The sequence below is a fragment of the Candidatus Ornithobacterium hominis genome (assembly GCF_951229915.1).
In the GTDB taxonomy this organism is placed as follows: Bacteria; Bacteroidota; Bacteroidia; order Flavobacteriales; family Weeksellaceae; genus Ornithobacterium; species Ornithobacterium hominis.
Window position 1 is genome coordinate 265,283 of record NZ_OX579588.1, and the last position, 24,838, is coordinate 290,120.

17 protein-coding genes are annotated in these 24,838 nt (G+C 35.7%); 14 read left to right on the forward strand and 3 right to left on the reverse strand.

The features are described 5' to 3' along the window. Positions 1–53 precede the first annotated feature (53 nt). Both alr and QOX03_RS01250 read right to left on the reverse strand, forming a co-directional pair. Positions 54–1,166 (reverse strand): alanine racemase, encoded by a 1,113-nt coding sequence (gene alr / locus QOX03_RS01245; protein WP_283671180.1) that lies wholly within the window; start codon positions 1,164–1,166, stop codon positions 54–56. Beyond that, on the reverse strand, positions 1,166–1,840 hold the full coding sequence (locus QOX03_RS01250; RefSeq protein WP_283671181.1) for a hypothetical protein: 675 nt from the start codon (positions 1,838–1,840) through the stop codon (positions 1,166–1,168). Before QOX03_RS01250 ends, alr begins: the two co-directional genes overlap by 1 nt. A 466-nt stretch (positions 1,841–2,306) precedes the next feature. Here QOX03_RS01250 and QOX03_RS01255 point away from each other — a divergent pair, with 466 nt between their 5' ends. Both QOX03_RS01255 and QOX03_RS01260 read left to right on the forward strand, forming a co-directional pair. Next, complete coding sequence (locus QOX03_RS01255; protein WP_283671182.1) at positions 2,307–2,762, forward strand: DUF6646 family protein; 456 nt, start codon at positions 2,307–2,309, stop codon at positions 2,760–2,762. Positions 2,763–2,771: 9 nt separating this feature from the next. Continuing rightward, complete coding sequence (locus tag QOX03_RS01260) at positions 2,772–3,971, forward strand: BaiN/RdsA family NAD(P)/FAD-dependent oxidoreductase (protein WP_283671183.1); 1,200 nt, start codon at positions 2,772–2,774, stop codon at positions 3,969–3,971. Here the strand turns inward: QOX03_RS01260 and QOX03_RS01265 are convergent. Further along, a complete protein-coding gene (locus tag QOX03_RS01265) occupies positions 3,957–5,999 on the reverse strand; it encodes a recombinase (protein ID WP_283671184.1) in 2,043 nt (680 codons plus the stop codon). The genes QOX03_RS01260 and QOX03_RS01265 overlap by 15 nt on opposite strands. 264 nt (positions 6,000–6,263) lie before the next feature. Here QOX03_RS01265 and QOX03_RS01270 point away from each other — a divergent pair, with 264 nt between their 5' ends. From QOX03_RS01270 to QOX03_RS01325, 12 genes are all read left to right on the forward strand, one after another. After that, positions 6,264–7,496: an OmpP1/FadL family transporter gene (locus QOX03_RS01270; protein WP_283671185.1), complete on the forward strand. Its 1,233-nt coding sequence runs from the start codon at positions 6,264–6,266 to the stop codon at positions 7,494–7,496. 8 nt (positions 7,497–7,504) lie between these two features. Beyond that, the gene (locus QOX03_RS01275) at positions 7,505–9,076 is read left to right on the forward strand and encodes an SGNH/GDSL hydrolase family protein (protein WP_283671186.1); all 1,572 of its coding nucleotides are present in this window, start codon (positions 7,505–7,507) and stop codon (positions 9,074–9,076) included. Positions 9,077–9,285: 209 nt separating this feature from the next. Continuing rightward, positions 9,286–10,155: a succinate--CoA ligase subunit alpha gene (gene sucD, locus QOX03_RS01280; protein WP_119057067.1), complete on the forward strand. Its 870-nt coding sequence runs from the start codon at positions 9,286–9,288 to the stop codon at positions 10,153–10,155. Positions 10,156–10,172: 17 nt separating this feature from the next. Beyond that, a complete protein-coding gene (locus tag QOX03_RS01285) occupies positions 10,173–10,757 on the forward strand; it encodes a porin family protein (protein WP_283671187.1) in 585 nt (194 codons plus the stop codon). Positions 10,758–10,910: 153 nt separating this feature from the next. After that, positions 10,911–11,495, forward strand: a complete 585-nt coding sequence (gene ruvA / locus QOX03_RS01290; RefSeq protein WP_283671188.1) for a Holliday junction branch migration protein RuvA — start codon at positions 10,911–10,913, stop codon at positions 11,493–11,495. A 112-nt stretch (positions 11,496–11,607) separates the two neighbouring features. Further along, positions 11,608–18,573 carry a T9SS outer membrane translocon Sov/SprA gene (gene sov, locus QOX03_RS01295; protein ID WP_283671189.1) on the forward strand — a complete coding sequence of 2,322 codons (6,966 nt, stop codon included), beginning with the start codon at positions 11,608–11,610 and terminating at the stop codon, positions 18,571–18,573. Positions 18,574–18,589: 16 nt separating this feature from the next. Then, complete coding sequence (gene gcvH, locus QOX03_RS01300; protein WP_119057063.1) at positions 18,590–18,964, forward strand: glycine cleavage system protein GcvH; 375 nt, start codon at positions 18,590–18,592, stop codon at positions 18,962–18,964. Beyond that, entirely contained in the window at positions 18,930–19,304 is a 375-nt protein-coding gene (locus tag QOX03_RS01305) for a VanZ family protein (RefSeq protein WP_283671190.1), read from the forward strand. Before gcvH ends, QOX03_RS01305 begins: the two co-directional genes overlap by 35 nt. Before the next feature lie 104 nt (positions 19,305–19,408). Then, positions 19,409–20,230 (forward strand): hypothetical protein, encoded by an 822-nt coding sequence (locus QOX03_RS01310; protein ID WP_283671191.1) that lies wholly within the window; start codon positions 19,409–19,411, stop codon positions 20,228–20,230. 501 nt (positions 20,231–20,731) lie between these two features. Then, positions 20,732–21,079: a T9SS type A sorting domain-containing protein gene (locus QOX03_RS01315; RefSeq protein WP_283671192.1), complete on the forward strand. Its 348-nt coding sequence runs from the start codon at positions 20,732–20,734 to the stop codon at positions 21,077–21,079. A gap of 28 nt (positions 21,080–21,107) precedes the next feature. After that, on the forward strand, positions 21,108–22,169 hold the full coding sequence (locus tag QOX03_RS01320) for a diphosphomevalonate decarboxylase (RefSeq protein WP_283671193.1): 1,062 nt from the start codon (positions 21,108–21,110) through the stop codon (positions 22,167–22,169). Next, entirely contained in the window at positions 22,169–24,826 is a 2,658-nt protein-coding gene (locus QOX03_RS01325) for a PD-(D/E)XK nuclease family protein (protein WP_283671194.1), read from the forward strand. Before QOX03_RS01320 ends, QOX03_RS01325 begins: the two co-directional genes overlap by 1 nt. Positions 24,827–24,838 lie beyond the last annotated feature (12 nt).

Here is a 24,838-nt window from a genome sequence, read left to right on the forward strand (position 1 = left end):
CTTTTAAATGATTTGCTTTTAGTTTTTTGAAATTTAAACAAAGGCTAAAAAAATCAGAAGAAAATTCTTTTTACCCTTGGAGAAATAGACGTCAGAATTTCATATGGAATGGTGTTTGCGCTAGCAGCCATTTCTTGGAAAGTGGGTTTTTTGCCAAAGAGAGTCGCGACCTCACCCACTTGGCAATCAATCTCTGAGACGTCAACCATGAGCATATCCATGCAAATAAGCCCGACGATGGGCGCTAGTTTCCCGTTGATTTTGACACTGAAGTTCCCATTGCTCAGATTTCGTGGAACTCCGTCGGCATAGCCAATAGATAGTGTGGCAATTCGGCTTTTGCGTTCTGCAATAAAACTTCGACCATAGCTGACGGATTCACCTTTTTCCACATGATGAATTTGTGAGATATAGGTTTTGAGCGAAGCTACAACTTCAAGTTCTTTCTGATGCAGCGGCTCATTGGAGTAGCCGTATAGTCCGATGCCGATGCGCACCATATCGAGATGAGCTTCTGGGAAGTTAGTGGTGCCCGAGGAGTTGGCGATATGCAATAGTGGGCGGTAACTCAATCTTTTGACTAAAAGCTCAGTGGTTTCTTTGAAAACATTAATTTGATGTTGAGTAAACGCTTTGTCGCTCAAGTTATCGCTCTCGGCAAAATGAGAGAAAATACTTTGCACCTTCAGTTGAGGGAATTTTTTTAAAAGCTTTAAAATTTTAGAAGTATCGTTTGGTGAAAAGCCAACGCGATTCATCCCCGTATTGATTTCTAGATGAATGGAATACGCTGAGAGGGAAGGGGAATTATTTATCTTCTCTCCAAGTTTTTCTAGCTTTTCAAGGCTGAAGATTGTAGGTTCTGCCTTGTATTTGATAAGCTGAGCATAGCAATCTTGGTCGGCATTCATCACCATGATGGGCGTTTGGATGCCTTTTTTCCTTAATTTTATGACTTCAACGGGATATGCAACACCGAGATAATCCACACCAAGCTCGTTTAAAATCTGAGCGACTTTCACTGCGCCAAGCCCGTAAGCGTTGGCTTTCACCATTGCCATGATTTTGGTGCTGGGGGAGACTAGAGACTTTAAATAAATAAAATTATTTTTCAAGGCTTTAGAATTGATTTCCAAAACCGCATGATGTTTCAGGCGCTTAGACATTATGGGATAATCTTTTGATTTTTGTTTAAAATTTGATGGACTCGGGCAGAATAATATTTAGAATCAAAACTCAAAGTATCTTTGTAAGTGTAAGCGGTGGAAATCATGGTGTTGAGATTAATTTCCTGATAACCAGGTACTCGGTCGTTATTATTTTCTAGCAACATCAAAGTAGAATCATTTTTGAAAAAAGCATCTTCTACCCAAAAACTTGGCCCGTAAAACAGAATTCGATGAGCTTTTTTTTGATTTAAATCGACTAATACAATTTCTTGGTCGGTATTGTAATCGACTTTTCCATTATCAGAAAAACGAAGCAAGTAGCTGTCTATATCTACATATTTGCTAGAATCAGCATTATAAGTTAAAAAAGTTTGATATCTTTGGTCAAATTTTGATGAAAAAGAAGGAATTGCAGTCGCAGGTTGATTGAATACTTTAAAAGTATCAACTTTTTGGAAATTTTCTAGCTTAAAGTCAGCTTCTTTAGATTTATAGTAGTCAACCCATTTTTCTAACCGCTCTTGTGGACTAGGAAATTCATTATAAGTATTCGGCGGAGGTGGAATTTCTAAAGAAGTGGAATCAATTGAAGTTTCATTGATTTTTTTATCTTTCTTCTCACACGAAAAAAATAATATAAGGCTTAGAAAAAATAAAATAAATTTCGACATTTTTGTTTTGATTGATTTTCTAAGACGAAAGTACTAAACTTCTGCAATTACAAGAAAATTATTCTCATTAAATTTTAATACCAAGTCAGAATACTTTTGAGTAATTCACTGAGAAAAGAGAGATGGAAAATTTAGTTTTAAGAACTATTTTAGAAGAAAAGAAGATATTACAAACATTTTGAGAGACATATTACCGTTAACATTAATTAATATTATTGAATTGTGGGCAGAAATGAATGCTTAGGTTTTTTTATAAAAATAGCGTTCACAAGTTATGTATTATTTTCCCGTTTAATTAACTTTTTTTTAAAAATCACGATAAAATTATGCGCTTAATTTAAACATAGCGTAAAAAATGTAATCTAAAAATGAATAAGTTTATTAAAAAAATAATACCTTTGCCTTTTGTTTAGAGAAAATCATTTCAAATAAAAGATTAAGAGGAAACAATAATTAATTAATAAATATGAAAAATTTAAAAATTTTAGCAGTAGCGCTATTGATGTTATTTGGTTTATCACAGATGAATGCACAGGCATTTGAAGGGAATGGAGACAAGAAATTACAAGCAGGTTTTTCTGCTTTTGGTAATGGGATTGGTTTGCAAGGCACGTTTGATTATGGGATTCACCAATATTTTTCATTAGGAGCAGGAGCTGAATTTTACTTCCATGGCGATAATGGAAAGAATAAACCTAAAAATGCAAACTTCTACGTCTTTGGTAGAGCGAATGCACACTTAGGTTCATTATTGAATATGCCGTCAGAAATGGACTTATACCCAGGTATTGATTTGGGCCTATTGGGCAATGATTTTGGCTTTGGCGGTCACCTAGGTTTTCGCTATTTCTTCACCAACAACATGGGAGCTTATATAGAAGTTGGAAACCGCGGAAGTTTAGGTTTGACTTTCAATTTCTAAGAAAAAAAATTGCAAAAAATTGCAATCATAGGGGGAGGTGCCAGCGGCTTCTTTTTGGGAGCCAACTTGGCACCTTCTTTTTTGGTCCATATTTACGAAAAAGCAACAGTACCTCTGCAGAAAGTAAGAGCCTCTGGCGGAGGGCGTTGTAACGTAACTCACGCATGTTTTGACCCTAGTATTTTGACTGAGTTTTACCCTCGCGGTAGCCGAGAACTGAGAAGTATATTTCATCAATTCATGTGTGGCGATACCATGCAGTGGTTTGAAGAGCGAAAAGTCCCTTTGAAGATAGAAGAAGATGGGCGTGTTTTCCCGATTTCAGATAATTCACTAGATGTTGTAGAAACGTTAATTAAAGAAAATATAAAAAGAAAAACACAAGTTCATCTGCAAGAAACAGTAAAGGCAATTAAATTTGAAAATCAAAGATTTAAGCTAGAAACAACTCAAGCCACTGAAGTTTTTGATGCAGTGGTGATAGCCAGTGGTAGCAGCCGACAAATGTGGGAATTGCTCAAAACTTTAGGGCACACAGTGGTAGCGCCAGTCCCGTCATTATTTTCATTCAACTGTAGAGATGCCTTTTTGAAGGAATTACCAGGTACGGTTCTCAGAAATGCAGAGGTTCAAATTTTAGATTCTTCGTTCAGAAATACAGGTGATTTACTCTTCACGCATCGCGGATTTAGTGGGCCAGCAATTTTAGTCTTATCAGCTTGGGCGGCTCGATTTTTAGCAGAAAAAAAATATCAATTTCAGATTCAAATTAATTTTTTAGGGAAAACCCCTGATGAAATTTTACAAGGCTTAAAAAATTTTAAAAAGAAGCATCCGCAGCAATTGCTTACACATCATTTTCCATTTGAATTAACTAAAAAATTTCGAAAAGAATTTTTAAAGGCTTTAGAAATTCCTCAAGAAAGAAAATATGCTGATTTGAGTAATGCTGAAATGCAACTTATAGCAGATTTTTTAAGCCTTAAAAAATTTGATATTGATGGTAAAATTACCAACAAAGATGAGTTTGTGACGGCGGGTGGTGTGGATCTGAAGGAAATTGATTTCAAAAATATGCAGAGCAAATTGATTCCCAACTTATTTATGCTGGGAGAGGTTTTAAACATTGATGCGGTAACAGGCGGCTTCAATTTCCAAGCTTGCTGGAGCGAGGCAGCTGTTTTGGCTACTTACCTAAATAAGCTCTGAGTTATCTTCTTGTTTCCTTATCGGAGGGAAAATAAAATCAAGTGGTTTTTTTAAGAAATAATTTATAATAGAAGAGATAATATTTCTTAATTCTCCGCCAGGAATTTTCTTTGCCTTAAAGGCGATAAACAGAGAAAAGTTGAAGCTTACAGCAAAGTTGATGAACCCAATTAAAATAATCCCAGCAAGGCTCCAAAAAATTTGATAATAGCTCAAAATGAAATCTTTCCCGAAAGCGCCAAGTGCAAAATTTCCAGAAGAGAAGGTGATGTGGCGAATGTCTAGATTCAGACCTAAAAACTTACCCACTGATGCCGTTGTCCCCATGAAAACACCAAACCAAAAGTTGGAAACCAAGCCAGGGTAGTAATGTTCGTAAAATCGACTTATCTTTTCCGCTCTTTTGAGTCCAAATCTTTTTTTAGTCCAAATACCGTTTTTGATTCGCTGAGGTAATTTATAATACTTGTCGCTATTGGAGCGATTCCCAGAGATGAGCCCAGAAATGAATAAATATACCCCAGCAATAGCGGCATGAAACAAAGCTAAAGACTCAATCGGGTTTAAATCGTGAATGAGAAGATTTGCTTTTTCTTTCCCGATTTCAATATTCATATATTTTTCTAGTAGAAATATTCCTACTAAGGCGACGAGGAACGCTAGCAAAATATTGCCTAAAAAAGCGACAAATTGTGTGCGAATCAAACGAGCAAAAAAGGCAGCAAATTGGTTGTATTTATTTTTGATATGAGGCGCTTTTTTCATGTCAGCTTCTAGGAAAGAGGCTACGGTAGATGCCGTCATAGCAGGTTGTTTCGTGGCTAAAGACATGCCCGTCAGGTAAATAGCGATAAAACCAAGGCTGTAATTTAAACTGTACAGAACTGCTTGGCCAAAGTCGCTAACATCTAGTTTTGATAGTAGAACTTTGATAATACACAGAATGCCTACAATCACACCACCACCAGCAGCCTTATAGAACATTTTCCCATAATCATACCAATGTTCAGAAATGTACTTTTTCCCAGTTTCTGCTGTCTGAGAAGTGATTTCGTACGCAAAAAGCTGCGTCGTTTCACTAATGAAGCTTTTTAAATTTTTTCTTTGAGCATTGTATTGAATTAATTTGAGATACAAATCAATTGTATTTTTTTTCCCATCTTGCGGAGTATCTCCATGAATAAGGGGAATGAGTTCTTCGATTCGCATGAGTTGCATCCGCATTCGAGCCAAATTTTTGTTCAAAGAAAGTGAAATGCCAAGATTATTACTGTTTTTGTAAGCTAAATCAATATATTCTTCACATTGCTTTAGAAGGACGTGCAATTGTTTGTAATCAAGGCTTTTGCTATCAGCCAATTGCTGGTTTTTGGTAATATGTTTTTTGATAGATTCCAGCTCATTGTGAAAAGCTAAAAAAGGACTATTAATATTATTGTAGGTAGGAACCATTCGCAGCGTTTCGCTCTCTATCGCTTTCCCACACAAGCGTAGAGTCAAAATTTTTAAAGCATAAATTAATTGAGAAAGAGAGCTTTTTTCAGAAAATTGAGTATCGATACTAGGAACTTCCAATAAATTAAAAAGTTGATACAAATCACCGTAAGGAATCAAAAGAATTGATTGATAATCATCAGAATGGTTAAAAACTTGACTGAGAATATATTTTGTTGAATTAATTTTACCTTGGTAAGGTAAAATCAAGTTATAGAAGCGTAATGTAAATTCCTTGAAAAAACTTTCATCACGCAACATTCCAGTATCAGTGATTAAATCAACAAAATCATTTTGAGCAAATAGGGAATTAATGAATTCAATGAAATTATTCCTGAGAACTTCATTTTCTTCCAGCAATGCAATAAGTCCCGTCAAGTCAAAAGCAGTCGTAGTACCTGGAGTTCTGAGGCAGTCAACGATATTGACTAGAATTTGAACGGGATTTTCATCATGTTCCCAAAGTTTACCTTTATTAAAATAGGCTTGAAAGATTTTTTTTAACTCTAAATTTTGACTTTCTCTTGATGCCATTTGATTTTTCTAACGGCTGCGAAGATACTAATTTATGTAGAAGAAAAGTTTTAAAATTTTAAATATAAAATTCAAATAAACTCTAAAAAATTAAAAGCCTTAAAAAAAAATGATTTCCGTTCAGCAACAGACGGGTCGCAACTGTGTGTACACGAGCTAAAAAAGGTTTCAGACACAGCGTTTATCAAAATAAAAATAATTTTTAAACTAAAGTTGAAAATTTGTTTATATTTGTTTGGGGTAGAATTGAAAAAATAAAAACGTATGATTAAGAAAACAGGAATAGCATTTTTGCTATTATTTTTAGCAGTAGATGCTTTTGCCGGAGGGTTTAGAGTTTCTTTGCAAGGGGTAAGGCAATCAGCTTTAGGAGCTCAGGGGGCAGCATTGACAGGCGATGCGTCAGTCATGTTTTATAATCCAGCTGCCTTGGCCTTTGTGGGGAGTCAGTGGAGTGTGGCGGCAGGTGTTTTTGGTGTGAGATTGACTTCTAAATACCAAAACAGAACAACTTTAGAAACAGCAGAGACAGATAATCCGCTGGGGACTCCTTTATATGCTGCTTTAAGCTACAAACCTGTAGATAAATTAGCTTTAGGTGTGAGTGTGACGACACCTTTTGGCTCTACTGTAGACTGGGGGAATAATTGGTCAGGCAAATATGTAATTAATCGAATTGCACTGAAATCTTTCTTCATTCAACCAACGATTGCTTATCAATTCAACGATTGGTTTGCGCTAGGCGGTGGAGCCGTTATAGCCAAGGGGAGTGTGAACATTCAAAGAGAAGTAGCTGTTGCGGGCAATGATGCTTCGCTCGAGATTGATGCACCGCACGCCCAAGGCTGGGGTATGAATCTTGGGGTATTTATTAAGCCTTCAGAGAAAGTGAATTTAGGTTTGTCCTATCGCTCTGAGCTGAAAATGAAAGCGGAGGATGGAGATGTGAAATGGAAAAATGTGCCGCAATTGGTTTCGGGGTCATTACCATTTAATGCAAAAAAATTCAATGCACAATTGCCGTTGCCAGCAGAATTGCTGTTTGGTGTTACTTATCAAGCAACACCCAAATGGATGCTAGCAGCTGAAATCGGTGCAGTTAACTGGGAGACTTATAAGGAATTAGTGATAAATTTAACGAATGGAAAAGAAGGCTATAAAAATCAATCCACTAAAGAATTTAAAAATACAGTAAATTATAGTTTGGGCGCTGAATATGCTGCAACAGATAAGTTGGATTTAAGATTAGGCTATAAATTTGATGAATCGCCGTCGCCAGGGAGGTATTTCAATCCAGAAACGCCAACGGTTAACTATCATGCCTTTACCAGCGGGTTGGGGTATAAATTTAAGGCTTTAAAAATTGATTTAATGGCAGAATACCTAAAAGGGAATGAAAGAGAGTTTAATAATGTGGACTATGATTTTGGTGGAGATATTGTTTCCAGCGGATTTATTTTTGGTTTAGGCTTGAGTTATAATTTTGATTTACAATAAAAAAAGAGATGAATAAAATTTTAAAATATATAGGAGTTGTTTTTGTCTTCATTTTTATTACTTCTTGTGATGAAGATTTTAAAAACGAGGTTAAAGATTTTAAATTAAATAGTGGTGAAGCAGACTTTACGACTTATGTAGCGTTGGGGAATTCTTTGACGGCAGGCTTTGCAGACGGAGCACTTTATCAGTCTATGCAGAAGCAAAGCTACCCAGCAATTTTAGCAAGAATGATGGGGCAAAATTCAAAGGAATTTAAGCAGCCATACATGCCTGATGATGTGGGTGGATTTTCAGACTTATTTCAGCAGTCGGGTGGAACATCTTTTTACGGAAAATTAAAGCTAAATTTAGTAAATGGAGCACCAACCCCTGTGCCGTCTCAGCCACAAAATAGCTTAGAAAACTCTTTAGTCAATGGCGATTTTCATAATTTGGGTGTACCTGGAGCAAAATCTTATCATTTGTTGGCAGAAACTTATGGCAGTAAGCAGTCCTTAGCAGCAGGGAAGGCAAACCCCTATTTTGTGCGAATGGCTACCGAAGAGAATACGTCTATTCTAAGAGATGCGATGAAACAAAAGCCTAGTTTTTTCACCCTTTGGATTGGGAATAATGATGTTTTAGGCTATGCCATGAGTGGAGCAAGCGGGGTAAATCAAACAGGAAATATGGATGCTTCTACCTATGCAACCTCAGATTTGTCTGACCCTAATTTGGTAGTTGGCGCCATCAATACCATATTGCAAAAACTCACAAGCAGTGGAGCTAAGGGAGCTGTAGCAAACATCCCAGATGTGACCTCTATCCCTTTTTTCACGACAGTTCCAGTAAAACCTTTTTCTGTAAGTAACTCTGCGTATTCATCACAAATTCAGATTTTAAATCAATCTTTTGAGTCTTTGAATCAGTTTTTCAAAGCGGTAAGAGCAGAAGAAAGAATAGTGCATTTCTCTGAAACCGAAAGTTCAGCACCTATTATTTTTGATGAAAGCTTAGCCGATCTGTCTACTCAAATTTCACAAGCCCTAGTGGCTAAGGGAATTCCGCAAGCACAAGCAGCACTTTTAGCTTCCATCTACGGGCAAACAAGACAAGCAAAAGAAGGCGATTATTTGATTTTAACTTTGAGTTCAAAATTAGGTCAAGTAAATGAAGAGCGAAAGCAAGCTTTGATGCGAAAGGGGTTGCCTGAAAATACAGCAACACAGCTTTCGGTTACGGGTTTAACGAATCCGCTAAAAGATAATGAAGTCTTAACTTCTAGAGAAGTAGAAGAAATTAAAGCCGTAACTTCAAAAATCAATGCCTCTATAAGTAATTTAGCATCCAATTACGGATTAGCGTTAGTCGATACCCATGCTAAAATGAATAAACTAAAAAGAGGAATGAGATACAATGGGGTGAATTATACTACTAACTTTATTTCTGGTGGGGCATTTTCTCTCGACGGCGTTCACTTAAATGGAAGAGGCTATGCAATTGTAGCAAATGAATTTGCTAATTCCATCAATGCTAAATTTGGTTCAAATTTACCAATGGTGAATCCCAATAATTTTGATGGAACAAAGATTCCCTGAAAAGAAAAATTTAAATAAAATTAGAATTAAATCCTACCAGAGATTTGACTGAAGGATTTTTTTAGGACTTTGGGAAAGATGAAATATTTTTAAAGCCTATTTAAATTTATAAAAAAAATAAAGCTTTAAAAAAAATCATAAAGATACCTCTGTAGAGATTTTTAAGTTAACATGAAAACTTTATATTTGTAAGAATAAAAAATTATAAAATGTCAGTACTTGTAAACAAAGACTCTAAAGTAATAGTTCAAGGTTTCACTGGAAGTGAAGGAACTTTTCATGCGGAACAAATGATAGAATACGGAACGAATGTCGTAGGCGGCGTTACGCCCAAAAAAGGTGGACAGACACACTTAGGCAAACCAGTTTTTAACACCGTAAAGGAGGCTGTAGAGCAGACGCAAGCTGATGTGAGTATAATTTTTGTGCCGCCAGCATTTGCGGCAGACGCCATTATGGAAGCGGCAGAAGCAGGCATCAAAGTGATTATTTGCATCACAGAAGGTATTCCAGTATCAGACATGGTAAAAGTTCAACATTATATTGATGAGCGTGATTCGGTATTGATAGGGCCAAATTGCCCAGGAGTTATAACTTCTGATGAAGCGAAAGTAGGTATCATGCCTGGATTCGTATTCAAAAAAGGAAGGGTAGGAGTTGTATCTAAATCAGGGACTTTGACGTATGAAGCTGCAGACCAAGTGGTGAAAGCTGGCTACGGGATTTCGACAGCTATTGGCATCGGTGGTGACCCCATCATTGGCACGACGACTAAAGAAGCGATTCAAATGTTTATGCAAGATGATGAAACTGATTGCATTGTGATGATAGGTGAAATCGGAGGGCAATTAGAAGCAGAAGCTGCAAGATGGATAAAAGAAAATGGAACAAAACCAGTGATTGGATTCATCGCTGGGCAAACAGCGCCCAAAGGTAGAACCATGGGGCACGCTGGTGCAATCGTAGGAGGTAAAGATGATACGGCGCAAGCAAAGATGAAAATTATGAGCGAATGCGGGATTCATGTAGTAGAGTCCCCAGCTGAAATTGGTGCGAAAGTAAAAGAAGTTTTAAATTAGTAAAATAAAAAAATCAAATGAAAAATTTAGTTGTATTATTGATAGCAATTTTTGGTTTTAGTACGGTTCAAGCACAATTTTTTGATGATGTAAGAATCGGTGCGAAGCTAAACGGGAATTATTCTAAAATTAACCAAATTCATGGCAATTCAAAATCAAAATTTGGTTTTGGTGGAGGTGCTGTGTTTATGAAGCCAATCAACAATAGTTTCGAGTATAATGTGCAGGTGGAATTACTCTTCAACCAATACGGTGAAAAAAATGAAACGGCAAACTTTTCTGAAAAATTTAACCTAAATTACTTGTCTCTTCCGATTCTTTTTAAAGCCTATTTCTCTGAACAAGAAACCGAAGTTTTTGGTTTGATTGGGCCGCAGCTAGGCTATTTGATTGGTAAGTCTGAATTTAAAAATGAGAATTACAATAAATTTGATTTTGGACTCACAGGGGGGCTTGGTTTGTCTTTGAACCGAAATATTGAAGGTGACATCCGAATTTATTATGGTTTATTAGATTCTTCCGAATGGAAAGAACATATAAAAGCTGAAGATAAAGTTAATAATAATTTCGCTGTAAGTTTGGGGGTTACTTATTTGTTTTAACAAATTAAACATAAAAATGATATTATGATTAAGGCTACAATTTTTGTAGCCTTTTTAATTGAAATTTTTCAAGGCTTAAAAAAAATGAGAAACTCGAATTAATGGTAATCTAAGATGAATTTTTTACCTTAGCGACTTAAATGAAATCCTGAAATGATTACTTTTATCAAAGGAAGTGTTGTAGAGTTATCCCCAGCAGCGGTTGTGGTAGAAGCGTATGGGGTGGGGTATGAGCTGGTAATAAGTTTAAATACGTACACAGAATTAAAAAAGAAACCTGAAAATGTATTGATTTACACTTACCACCATGTGCGTGAAGATGCGGAAATTCTTTATGGTTTTGCAGGAAAGAATGAGAGGGAATTATTTCGGTTACTAATTACTGTTAACGGGATAGGGCCATCTTCGGCTATTTCTATGCTTTCTGGGCTTGATAGCCGAGAGCTGAGCAAAGCCATTTTGAATGAAAACGTGAATGCATTAAAGGCAATCAAAGGGATTGGTGCTAAAACAGCGCAGCGAATTATTTTGGATTTAAAAGATAAAATCGGTAATGATGATATGGAGTATTTAAATTCAGATTTACCTGTAAATAATATTAAAAATGAGGCACTTTCTGCCTTAGAAGTGTTGGGTATACCCAAGAAATTTGCTGAACCTATTGTGCAACAGCAATTGAACGAAAGTCCTCAGAGTACGGTAGAGGAATTAATAAAATTAACGCTCAAAAAAAAATAAGGCTTTGAAAAAAAATCAGCTTTTTAGCCGCTTAAGCTTCCTGTTTTTTTTAGTTCTTATCAATGTTCCGTTTGCTTTTTCGCAAGAAACGTCAAAACAGGATTCAATTAATTTGAATCGCGGTATTTACCTACAATCACCATTGGGTTGGGTCGGGAAGTATAATGCCAAAACCAAGCAATATGTTCTTCAAAAAGAAGTGAACGGAAGGCCGATAGGTCTCCCTATTTATTTGACGAGAGAAGAATATTTGGAAGCCTTGCTTTCAGAAAATATTTCTGAATATTATAAACAAAAATCACAGTCTGTAGATATTCAATACCGTAATCGATTTGAAGATATAGAGAATAAAAGAACCGAATTTGCTGAAATTTTACCAAGCCTCCAGGTAAATAACAAAATTTTCAAATCTATATTTGGCGGGAATAAAATTGAATTAGTACCCAAAGGCTATGCTTCGATAGATTTAGGCGTGTTGTATCAAAACCTTGAGAATCCACAGCTACTACCTCAGAATAGAAAAAATCTGGCTGTTGATCTTCAGCAGCAAATCAGAATGGGATTAATCGGTAAAGTGGGAGAAAACCTACAATTAGAAGCTAATTATGATACCCAAGCTGGTTTTGCTTTTGAAAATAGGATGAATATTTCTTGGCGACCGAACCAAGAGGGAGGGGAAGATAGTATTTTACAAACCATAGAATTTGGGAATGTGAGTTTGCCGCTCAATACATCTTTAATCACAGGGGTGCAAAGTTTGTTTGGGGCGAAAGCGAAACTGAAATTTGGAAATACGTACATCACGACGCTTTTTTCTCAGCAAGAGTCAGAGAGTAAGCACATCAATGTAGAGAAAGGAAATGTAATCAGTCGATTTAAAATTTATGCAAAAGATTATGAGGCTAATCAACATTATTTTCTAAGTCAGTTTTTTCGTAATAATTATGATAAAAGTCTGTCTAGTTATCCGTTTATTTCTTCTCAGATTAATATCTCAAGACTAGAGGTGTGGGTAATCGACAGGGGAAATGCTAACCCAGAGAATAGAAGAGCAATTTTAGGTTTGAGAGATTTAGGTGAAAATAATTCAACTCCAGCGAATGCTGGTTTGTATAATCAGATTTCTAGCTTGCCAAGGATGAGAGATGCCAGCTTGATTGATTCCTCTATAGCTTCGCTTAATTTGCGAGATAGCGAGGGGAAAGCTTATCACATGGGAGAACATTATTTAGTACATGAAAATGTTCGATTATTAAACGCTTCAGAATATCAGTTTTACCCAAGTTTAGGTTATATTTCACTAAATCAAAAGCTGAATGACAATGAGTTATTGGCCGTTTCGTTTCAATATACTTTGACCAATCAGCCAGGAAAAGTTTACTCGGTAGGTGAATTTTCTGACCAACAAAGTAGCTTGTTGATTGCAAAATTAATCAAGTCCAATACTTCTGTAGATGTAACTTCTCCTATGTGGAAGCTAATGATGAAAAATATTTATTCGCTAGATACTTATCAACTTTCATCAGAAGATTTTCGTTTAAACATTCTCTACAAAAATACAGATTTAGGGACTGCAGATCTGAATTATTTGCCAGATACTTCGGTAGAAGATAAAACACTTCTTCAGGTACTAAATATGGATCGTTTGAATAGAAACGGTAAAGTCCAAGAGGGGAATAACAATCAGGGAGATGGACTTTTTGATTATCTGCCAGGAATTACCATCGATCAGCAAAATGGAAAGATTATTTTTACAACGATTGAACCTTTTGGTAAAACCATAGAAAATAAAATCAGTCGGAATAAAGATAAATACGTTATAAATGAGCTTTATACGCAGCTTCCAATCACATTTGAACAGAATGAGAAAGCCAATCGCTACTTCTTGCAAGGACAATATAAAAGCTCAGGGACAGGCGGAATTCCCTTAGGGGCATTTAATGTGCCAAGAGGTTCCGTTAAAGTTTCTACCAATGGCAGAGAATTACTAGAGGGCGTAGACTATACTGTTGACTACCAGCTGGGGCGAGTAAATATTATAAACCAAACCCTTCTAGATAATGGAGCAAATATTCAAATTAGCTTAGAAAATCGTTCTACATTCAATATGCAAACAAAGCGTTTGTGGGGGCTAAATGTAGAGCATCGTTTTTCAGATAATTTTATTTTGGGCGGAACTTTTATGAATTATCAAGAAAAACCATTAGGTTCAGTTACAAAAGCGCAATATAATGACGAACCAGTGAGTAATTCCATTGTTGGAGCTAATATTCTTTACAATAGTGAATCGGAGTGGTTGACGCGAATGGTAGATAAAATACCGTTTGTAAATACAGATGCTAAATCCAATATCAGTTTTGCAGCAGAAGCAGCGTATTTGATGCCTGGGACCAATAATTCCATCAATAATCAGTCGTATATTGATGATTTTGAAAACTCACAAACCTCTATTTCTTTGATGAGCCCAAATGCTTGGCAACTTGCGGCTACACCCATTAGTTCTACCGCCTTGCCTAATCATGATTTTGACCCAAGTATTTTTAATCCAGATGATTTCAGCATTAATTACAATAGAAGGTTAATTACTTGGTATAATGTAGACCCACGTTTTTACAAGCAGAGCGGGAGCGGAGCTATATCAAATTCAGATTTGAGTAAACATAACTCTAGGAGAGTCAGTACGTTAGAGCTTTTTTCAGGGAGAGATATGAATGCTGGAACTACAAATTATACCTCCACGTTTGATATTTCTTATTTCCCTAAAGACCGCGGCCCATATAATTTAAACCCGAATTGGAATACAGAAAACCAAAGAGATTTATGGGGAGGCTTAACTCGTGCTTTGCCCATAACAAATTTGGTTCAAAATAATGTAGAATATGTTGAATTTTGGATGATGGATCCTTATTTGGATGGGCTAGATAACAACCCTGAAGCAAAAATTCTACTTCACCTAGGGAACGTGTCAGAAGATTTATTGAGAGACGGTAAACTTTTCTATGAAAACGGCTTGAATGCCAGCGGGGGAAATATACAAAATAACCGATGGGGGAAGCAGCCTACGAATCAAGCAGTTTTATATTCTTTTGATAAAGAAGAGCAAAACAGAAGAATGCAAGATGTCGGCTATAATGGGTTGACAGATGAAGAAGAAAAATTAAGACTTGGCTATAGTAATTTTGCTACATCACAAAATGAAGTTACAGGAGAAATTGACCCTGCGGCAGATAATTTTGTTTACTATATGGATAAAGCTTGGGAAAACCACCCCAGAGCCAATAATTTACCAGAGCGATATAAATATTTTAGAAACCCACAAGGGAATTCACCCACAGGCAGCTTAGAGGCAGCAACAGCCGTACCCGATGCAGAAGATGTGAATCAAGATTATAATCTAGATCGTATTGAAAATTACAACCAGTATACACTTCGTTTAGCCAAAGAAAATTTGAATTTAAACAATCCATTCATTGTTGATGAAAAAGCAACACCGATTCTGTTTGAAAACGGACAAAGAGGCGAGTCAAAATGGTATCTTTTTAGAATCCCATTGTCAGATTATGATGAAGATGCAGGTGCAGCTTCCCAAAATGTTCTCAACAATGCTCGCTTTATGCGATTAATTTTAAAAGGCTTTAAAAATACAACAACTTTACGATTTGGTAGTTTTGACTTAGTGAGGAGTGATTGGGTAAAGTACCAAAAAAATCTATACCCAAACGTGCGCGCCAACGAAGGCACACAAGATATAGACAACACCAACCTATCCCTAGGAATAGTGAATATAGAAGAGAATTCTACAGCCATTCCACCCTATGTGACGCCTCCTGGTATTCAGCGAGAGGAAATTCAAAGCAGCGTAGGATTGCAGAGAAAAAACGAAGCTTCTATGGTCTTGAATTTAGCAGATTTAGCCACACAGGATGCTAGAGCAATCTTCAAAAATACGACTCTAGACTTAAGAAGATATAAGAAATTAAAAATGTTTACCCACGTTCATGCCGGGGAAAATGGAACGCAACCAAATAATAATCTAAAACTATTCATTCGATTAGGAAGTGATTTGGTAGAAAATTACTATGAATATGAAATACCACTAGAGTATTCACCCATCACAGCCAATTCGCCAACTTCCATCTGGCCAGAGAGCAACAGCATAGATATTGATACAGAAATTTTTAAAGCCTTAAAAAAAGAATACATTTCTTTAGCTTTAAATGAGCGATTTGGGAAAGAAGCTATTGCGGGGAGTGGAAAATACGTTTACATCAAAGGGAAACCTTCCCTAGGGAGCGTTTCAAGTTTGATGATTGGCGTAAGAAACACAGGGAGTTTTAATGTGAAAAATGCTATTGTTTGGATAAATGAGCTTCGCTTGGCTGAAATTGATAATGAAGGCGGCTACGCAGGGAAAGCTACACTTAATATGAACTTGAGTGATTTAGCACAAATTACAGCGACTGGGAATATTTCCACATCAGGTTTTGGCGCTATAGACCGTAGGCCAGTAGAACGTCAACAAGAAGAAGTGAAGGCTTATGCGTTTAATGCCAACGTGAATGTAGATAAATTTCTCCCAGAAAAATGGGGTTTGAAAATCCCATTAAATTACAGCATTCAAGAAGAATTTATTGACCCCAAATACAATCCGTTGGATGATGATATAGAGTTCAATGAAGACCCAAGAAAAGAGCAACTGCAAAAAATTATTAGAACCTATAATAAACGAACCAGTATTGCTTTCAATAATATTCGTAAAATCAAAACATCACCCAAAGCAGAAAAGCATTTCTACAGTATTGAGAATTTTTCAATTTCAGCACTTTATAGGACTGATTATTTCAGAGATTTATATACGGCTTATGATTTGCGCAAAGATTTAAATGCCTCTTTGAATTACAATTATCAATTTAAAAGTTTAAATTATGAACCTTTCAAAAATTGGCGAATGGTGCAAAATTCGATGGAATCTTCTAAATATTTACAATGGATAAAAGAAGTGAATATCAACCCGATACCGAGCAGAATTGGATTTAGGACAGATATTTTCAGAACTTATAATCAGCAATTATTCAGAGACCTCTCAGGAACCTTAAGCGCAGGAAATCAAAAATTATTGACCCGCCCTGTATTTTCCAATAACTTTTTGTTCAATTGGCGGTATAACATTGGTTTTGACCTTAGTAAATCTTTACGCATTGATTATAATGCAGCAACTAAAACTCTCGCAGATTTATCACCCGTCAATGTAAAAAAGAATCTTATTTTCAAGGATTTACTGAGCATCGGTAGACCAGTTAACTACAGCCATGAACTGAGGATAAACTATCGCACACCACTGCATTTATTCCCTTATTTACAATGGCTGCAAGCAGATGTTGGCTACAATGCTTTGTATGATTGGCGAGCTCGATTGTCCAACCACTCTAATGTAAATAATCAGTTTGAAGATTTAGGGAATTTAGCACAAAACTCTAGAACTTGGAACGTTAACGGGAATATGAATTTTGAAGAACTTTACTCGCAATTTGAAATTTTTAAAAGATTGGATGCCAAGAAAATAGCAAGAGAAAGAGAGTTGGATAGTCTACAAAACCTTTATTCTAATCTGGCAGAAAAAGAACAAGGCTTTAGAAAAATTAATAATCTGAAAGTGAAATTACGAAACAAATATAGTTTCAAAGAATATTTACTTTTGGGTGCACAAAGCATTAAAAGAGCACAATTTTCTTACAATAAAAATCAGGGAATTATCTTGCCTGGGCTTCTAAGCGAACCTAATTTCTTTGGCTTAGGTAAAAATAATTCAGGGCCAGATTTTGGTTTTATTTTTGGTTCACAGAGAGATTTGAGGAGAAAAGCAGTAGAAAACGGTTGGATAACGGGGAGCGAATACCTCACTGAACCTTATACGTCTACATTGACGGAAGACTTTACTGCAAATTTACAAATTGAGCCAAGCCCATCTCTCATAATAGACTTAAACGGGCGACGAAATTTGATAGAAAACTTCTACCAGAGTGGATACAATGTTGTTTTGCCCAGGAATGAATACGGGTTTGAAAAAGCCTTTGGGAATCATCAACAAAACTTCACGACATCTACCATTAGTTTGACGACAGCAACGAAGAGTAAAGACTTCTTGTTTGACAGATTGGTGAAAAATGCACAAAAAATTTCAGCCTCAAAAGGGCGTCAGTACGATTTGCAAGATACCGATGGAGATGGCTTTGTGCAAGGCTTTGGTATAGCGAATGCAGACATTCTAGTGCCAGCATTTCTATACACTTATCAGGGAATAGACGTAAAAGAAAGGGGCTTTAATTTTAAGAAAAACATACCTTTACCCAATTGGAACATTCGCTATACTGGCTTGACGAGAACCCCATTTTTATCAAAATATTTTGACCAGTTTGAGCTCACTCACAATTATACGTCAACTTACACAGTAGGAGGAGTCCAATCAAATATTGACTATTTCTCAAATCCATATCCGCTAGACTCAGATGGCTCCATCATTACCGACTCATCAGGCAATCCAGTCTCAGGTTTAAATGGAAACCAAAACTTATACTCAGAGAATATTTATGGTAGCGTGAGTATGATAGAATCATTTGCTCCGCTTGTAGGCATCAGTATCAGGTTGAGAAATCAAATGCAAATCAAAGCAGAATACAACCGAGACCGATTCATGAATTTGAGTTTAAGTAACTTCACACTCACCGAAGATTATAGCAATGAATATGTGCTCGGTTTTGGGTATCTTATACCTAAAGTTAAATTCAACATACGATACATGGGAAGCAAAAAAACCTTTGAAGGAGATGTTAACATACGAGCAGATTTATCTTTGCGAGATTCAGAAACCAGTATTCGTAGAATTCTAGAAAAAGATTTACAAGTAAATGGCGGACAGCAAATATTTTCATTAAGAATTAATGCAGAATATTTATTGACTGATAATTTTAATGTAAGTTTGTACTACGAGCAATTAATGACAAAATATAAAATCTCAACAGCTTACCCGCTTTCGACGGTGAGAGCAGGAATTAGAGCTACATTTAGTTTCGGAAATTAATTAAAAATTATATAAGATGAATACCCCAACAGAATTAAAGTACACCAAAGATCACGAATGGATAAAAGTAGAAGGCGATAGCGCTACCATTGGTATTACAGACTATGCCCAGAGAGAACTCGGCGATATCGTTTTTGTAGATGTAGACACAGAAGGCGAAGAAGTAGAAGCAGGCGAAGTATTTGGCTCTATAGAAGCAGTGAAAACAGTCTCAGACTTATTTATGCCAGTGACAGGAGAAGTCGTAGAACTAAATGAAAATTTAGATGATCAGCCAGAACTTATAAATACAGACCCTTACGGGAAAGGCTGGATTATTAAAATTAAAGTCACGGGAGATTTAGAAGACCTCTTAGATGCAGAAGCGTACAAAGACTTGGTGGGAGAGTAAGACCACAAGAAAATATTTTTTTTATTTTTATTTAAGTCTTGTTTTATTTACTACGCTTTTGCCAAGCAAGGAGCTAAAACAATCTTTTACAGATGGTTTTATATTTAATGGAGCAGATAAAATCGTACACGTTCTTTTATTCTTCTTCTTAGCGTTTTTCTATGATGGAGCTTTTGAGCAAAAAATAAGTTCAAAAACAATAGTCTTGATAATAATAGGATTATGCATAGAAGTTTTACAAGAAAAACTAAACTGGGGAAGAAGTTTTGAATGGAACGACTTATTGGCAGACGTGCTAGGAGCATTAAGTTACTTTTTTATAAAAAAAATAAAGGCTTAAAAAATTTAAAATCAATCAGTAAAATAAAATCTAAGAAAATTAAAAACTGAATATTTTGATTAATTAGAAAAATACACTACTTTAGTAGCTCAAAACCTAATCAAATGGAAGTTAAAAAGACAGAAAAAGCGAATCTTGACCGCTCTAGTCTGCTTTACTTTTTGGTAGGGCTGAACGTAGTCCTTTTGGGAGTCCTAGGATTTTTCAATTGGAAAAAATACGAAACAGTACCTGTTGTAGAAGAACAAGTAGCAGAGATAGAACCGGCGACAGAGGCTGTGTTGATTGACATTCCCGAACCGGAAACACCACCACCGCCACCAGAACCAGACGAGCCACCGCCACCACCGCCACCGCCCGTACCACAAGAGATAGAACAGGTGCCAGACCCGGTAGAGCCACCAAAATTACAGGAACAGAAAATAGAACCACCTAAGATTACAAGCGTTGCTAAAAGTACAGGTCCTACTAAAAAAGTAGATTTATCTGGCTTGAAAACAAAAACACAAGAAGCTCCCAAGGAAGAGCGTGTTACAGAACCTGTAACGGTGAATAGGGTTGCTGAAATGGCAATCTACCCTGGATGTGAGAAATTAAAAGGCGACAAAAGAAAATTAATTGCTTGTTTCCAGCAAGAGATTAGTAAAGACATCCTACGCTATCTAGATATGGAATTTCCAAATGTAGATAAGCAATCCGTGGCTGTTCGTTTAAAATTTCACGTGACAACAGAAGGTTATATTGCCGACGTTGATCCTGAGATGGGTGACGATGTCTTTAAACCTCAAGCAAAAAGAGCTTTAGAAAAAGCAGCGGATTATCTAAAGAGAAAAGGAAATAAAATTGAGCCAGCAAAAATGGCAGATGGTTCAAATGCAACATTAATTTTTAACATCCCTGTGAAACTAAATAATCCTAATTATTAAAAAAAATGGATTAAAAATTCAGAAAAAGCCTGTATGTAACTTACAGGCTTTTGTGTTTTTATATAAAATAGAGATAATGAATTGAAACAAAAATAAATGCAACAAAAACTTCTATCCACAAGGATTTTTAAGCAAAGAGATTATTTCAATAATCTTTAATTACAAGTTAAGCGACAGCAACACAGCAAATAAGCGACTCGTAGCGAAATCAAATGAACGCATGACAGAACAGAATATATTATGGAAGAAGAATATTTGAAGATTCAAAAAATAATTAGTAACATTCTATTAAGCGTGTGATTTTAAAAGATATATTTCAGATTTATTAATCTGAGTCTTTTGCCAAAAAGAAGGTAAATGAACAAGAATAATAATACTTCCATTTAGGGTAAGCATTGTTGATTTTTTATAAGAACTCCCAACACTAATTTATTTAATTATAACACATTTTTAGGACGCTACAAAAAAATAAACTAAATTTATATTGAAATAAATTCTTATATGAAGCATTTTTTATTTATTCTATTTTTTAGTGTATTTTCTTTGGCTCAAAACAGCTCAGAAAATCATAGTCATAGAAGTGAAATCATAAAAGAAAATAAAATAAAAGGTCTCGTTAAAATCTATCCAAATCCTGCTTCTACCATAATCGTGGTAGAAACAACTAAAGATGTGAAAATGAATAACATCACTATTTATTCCTTATTGGGGAATAAAGTTTATGACGAAAAACTCACAAAAGAAAAAAAAATAACTTTAAATCTATCTAAAATAAAAAATGGTAAATATTTCATTAAAATACTTTTAGAGAATAATGAATTACTCGTAAAGTCTTTTATTAAAAACTAATTTTACAAAAAAATCTAGATTGCTATAAATGAGAAATAACTTTATAACTTCAATTTCAGATTATAATTTGCAACCAACGGGAAGCGTAAAAGCGAAAGGCTTTAGCAATATTGCACTCATCAAATATTGGGGGAAATACAGCAAACAAATTCCAGCAAATCCCTCACTAAGTTTTACCCTAAGCGAGGCATTCACTCAAACAGAATTGAAATTTAAAGAAAAAAGAGGAAAAAAAACCAATATTCAGGTATTTCTTGATGGCACAAATCAACCTGATTTTGCTCCAAAAATTGAAAAATTTTTTCAGTCAATTATTGATTACATTCCATTCATTCACTATTACGATTTTGAAGTCCATACGCACAACAGCTTTCCTCACAGTAGCGGCATAGCGTCTTCGGCTTCTGGGATGAGTGCTTTGGCGAGTTGTCTTATCCAAATGGAAGAAGAATTTGGCTACAAAAATGAGAAGGCTATAGAAAAAGCTTCATTTTTAGCACGTTTGGGGTCAGGAAGTGCATCGCGCTCCTTATATCCAGGCGCTGTGGTTTGGGGGAAAACAGCAGAAATAGAAGGCAGTAACAATGAATTTAGCATCTCGATTAATCACAGAATAAACCCGATTTTTCAAGACTTTCAGGATTGTATTTTATTGATTCACAAAGGGAAAAAGAGAGTTTCAAGCACATTGGGACATCAATTGATGAATGAACATCTATTTGCAGAGCAGCGATTTAAGCAAGCAGATCAAAATTTGAAAATTTTACTTAAAGCTTTAGAACAGGCTGATATAGATACATTTATAAGAATTGTAGAAAAGGAAGCTCTAAGTCTTCATGCGATGATGATGACTTCAGACCCTTATTTTATCTTGATGGAACCCCAGACGGTAAAAGCAATCCAAGAAATTTGGCGTTTCAGAGAAGAAACAGGAGAAAAAATTTGTTTTACCTTAGATGCTGGCGCTAATGTGCATGTGCTCTACCCAAAGCAAAGTGAAAAAAATATTCTCACATTCATCAATGAAAGATTGAAGTCGCTGTGTGAGAATCAAGAAATGCTGATGGATTACGTTAATCAAAAAATCTGATGAAATCTTTTATTTCTAACTGTACCAAAGAGATTTTAAAAAATCATTCAAGCCTTGAAAAAATTTCTATCGTAGTACCAGGAAATCGTTCCAAACAATTTTTTCGGTCTGCAATTTTGAGCCAAAATTACACCGGTGTGATGCCACAATTCTTTAGTATAGAAGAATTGCTTTCTGCTATGGCTGATTTAGTGAAAATCAAGGGTGTACCGTTGTGGTTTGAGGCATATTCCGTTTACAAAAACATTGCTGAAGAAGCGGAAAGTTTTGAGGATTTCATCAAGTGGATTCCCACTTTGCTCAAAGATTTTGATGACATAGAAAATGAAAGTGTAGATGCAAAAACGCTTTTCCAGGCGTTGGCTTCTGATGAAAGAATGAAAATCTGGAGTCAGGAGATAGAAATCGGGCAAAATCAAATCATGCAAAATTATTTAGGATTTTGGTCGATGGCAGAAAAATTTTTTAAGGCTTTAAAAATTTATCTAGAAAATAAAGGTTTAGGTTTCAGGGGAATGATTGCTCGGCAAGCGGTAGAGAATGCAGAGAAGTATATAGAAAACAATGGGGATTTCTACTACTTCTGCGGATTTAATGCACTCACCAAGACTGAAAAGTTACTGATACAGAAATTGATAGAAACAGAAAGAGCAGCTTGCTTGTGGGATGCCGATGAATATTATCTCAACGACCCTATTCAGGAAGCTGGTTTTTTCTTGCGCCAACATCAGAAGAGTTTAGCATCGTTTCAGTTTGTGAGTCATCATTTTTCAGAACCAAAAGATTTTCAAGTCATTCAAGCGCCAGACCAAGTAAGCCAAGCCAAAATTGCTGGAGAAATTTTAAGCAAATTGAAGCCAGAACAGGTCGCCAAAACAGCTTTGATTTTGGCAGATGAGCAGTTGCTACCAGCAGTTTTGAACTCTCTGCCGCCCAACATTGAGAAAGTGAATGTGACGATGGGTATAGCACTTCAAAATTTACCCATGTCCAATTTTTTTCGCTCGGTCATTGAGTTACACATGAATAGAGATAAATTTGGAGGAGCATTTTATTATCAAAACCTTTTTAGCGTTTTAAAACAAAATCTTTTTTCTGAATTTTATCAAGATGAATTTTTGAAAATAAACCTTGAGGTTCAGCAGAAAAATAAAGCTTTTTTCCAGCCGAGTGAATTAAACTTCACCAAATTGGCCGGGATTTTTAAAGGCTTAAAAAATCCGAAAGAATTAGTGCGAGAATTACAAAAATTCATACTAGAAATTAAGGGTTTTAAAAACTTCACAACCTTCGAAAAAGAATGTCTTTATCATTTTGAATCAATTTTCATTCAGCTGGAAACGCTAATGCACAGAAATTTTGAGCTAGAGAATTTCACTACTTTTTATTGGCTTTATAAACAGATTTTAGCTGCAGAAAGTTTAAGCTTCATTGGCGAGCCACAGCAGGGATTACAGATTTTGGGAATGCTAGAGACGCGTTTGTTGGATTTTGAGCAGGTGATTATGACTTCCGTGAATGAGGGAACGCTGCCACTGGGGAGGCAAGAAAACACCTTTATCCCGTTTGAGTTTAGAAAAAGAAGTCAACTCAATACATTTCTAGAAAATGATGCGATTTATGCCTATCATTTTTACCATGTCATCCAGCGATGCCAGAGGGCAGATTTTATTTACAATTCAAACACAGAAAGTTTAGGTAAGGGTGAAAAAAGTCGATTTCTGAGGCAACTGGAGCTGGAGAGTCCACACCAAATTCAGCAAGTGATGCTTGCTCCAGAGAAAATTAAGCCTACTGAAATTTTTCAAGGCTTTAAAAAAACTCAATTGATTTTAAATGAAATAGAATCTTGGAAAAAAAGAATTTCGCCCTCTTCGCTAGCCGCTTATGTTAAAAATCCTATTGATTTTTATCAGCGTTATTTGTTGAAAATAAGAGATTCAGATGAATTAGAAGAGCACGCAGGTTTTATTACTTTAGGTAATATCGTTCATGAATGTTTAGAAGAGCTTTACAGACCATATTTGAACGAAATTTTGACACCACAGCTCTACCAAAAAATTAAAAAATATTTGCCTGAGGTTCTTCATCAGAAAATGATTGACCATTTGTTATTTGATAATGCTTTGCGAGGTAAGAATATCATCATCAAATCAGTCATAGAAGAAATGCTGAAAAATGCGATACACAAAGATGAGAAATCGATGCAAGGGCAAGAATTAATTTTAAAAGGCTTAGAAGAAAAATGTAGCGCGACTTATCTGTTTCAAGATTTACAAGTCACTTTTCATGGCGTGATAGACCGCATAGATAGTTACAATGGAGTCCACCGTCTCATTGATTACAAGACTGGAGGGTTCAGTGCTTCAAACGTGAAAATCAAATCAGGTAAAATAGAGGATTTGCAAATCAATGCAGATTATGCCAAAGCCGTGCAACTCATTATTTACGCTTATATGTTTTTAAGCAAGAATAAAACAGAAAAAGTAATGAGTGGTATTTTCCCACTCAAACACCTTAGCCAAGATTTGACATTTCTGCAATATGAGCAAGAGTATTTATTTGGTATAGAAGAAATTGAGCCACTGATGGCACAGGTGGCAAGCATTATTTTAGAAATTCAAGACCCATCAATTGATTTTGAAGAAAAAATTTAAGGCTTTAAAAAA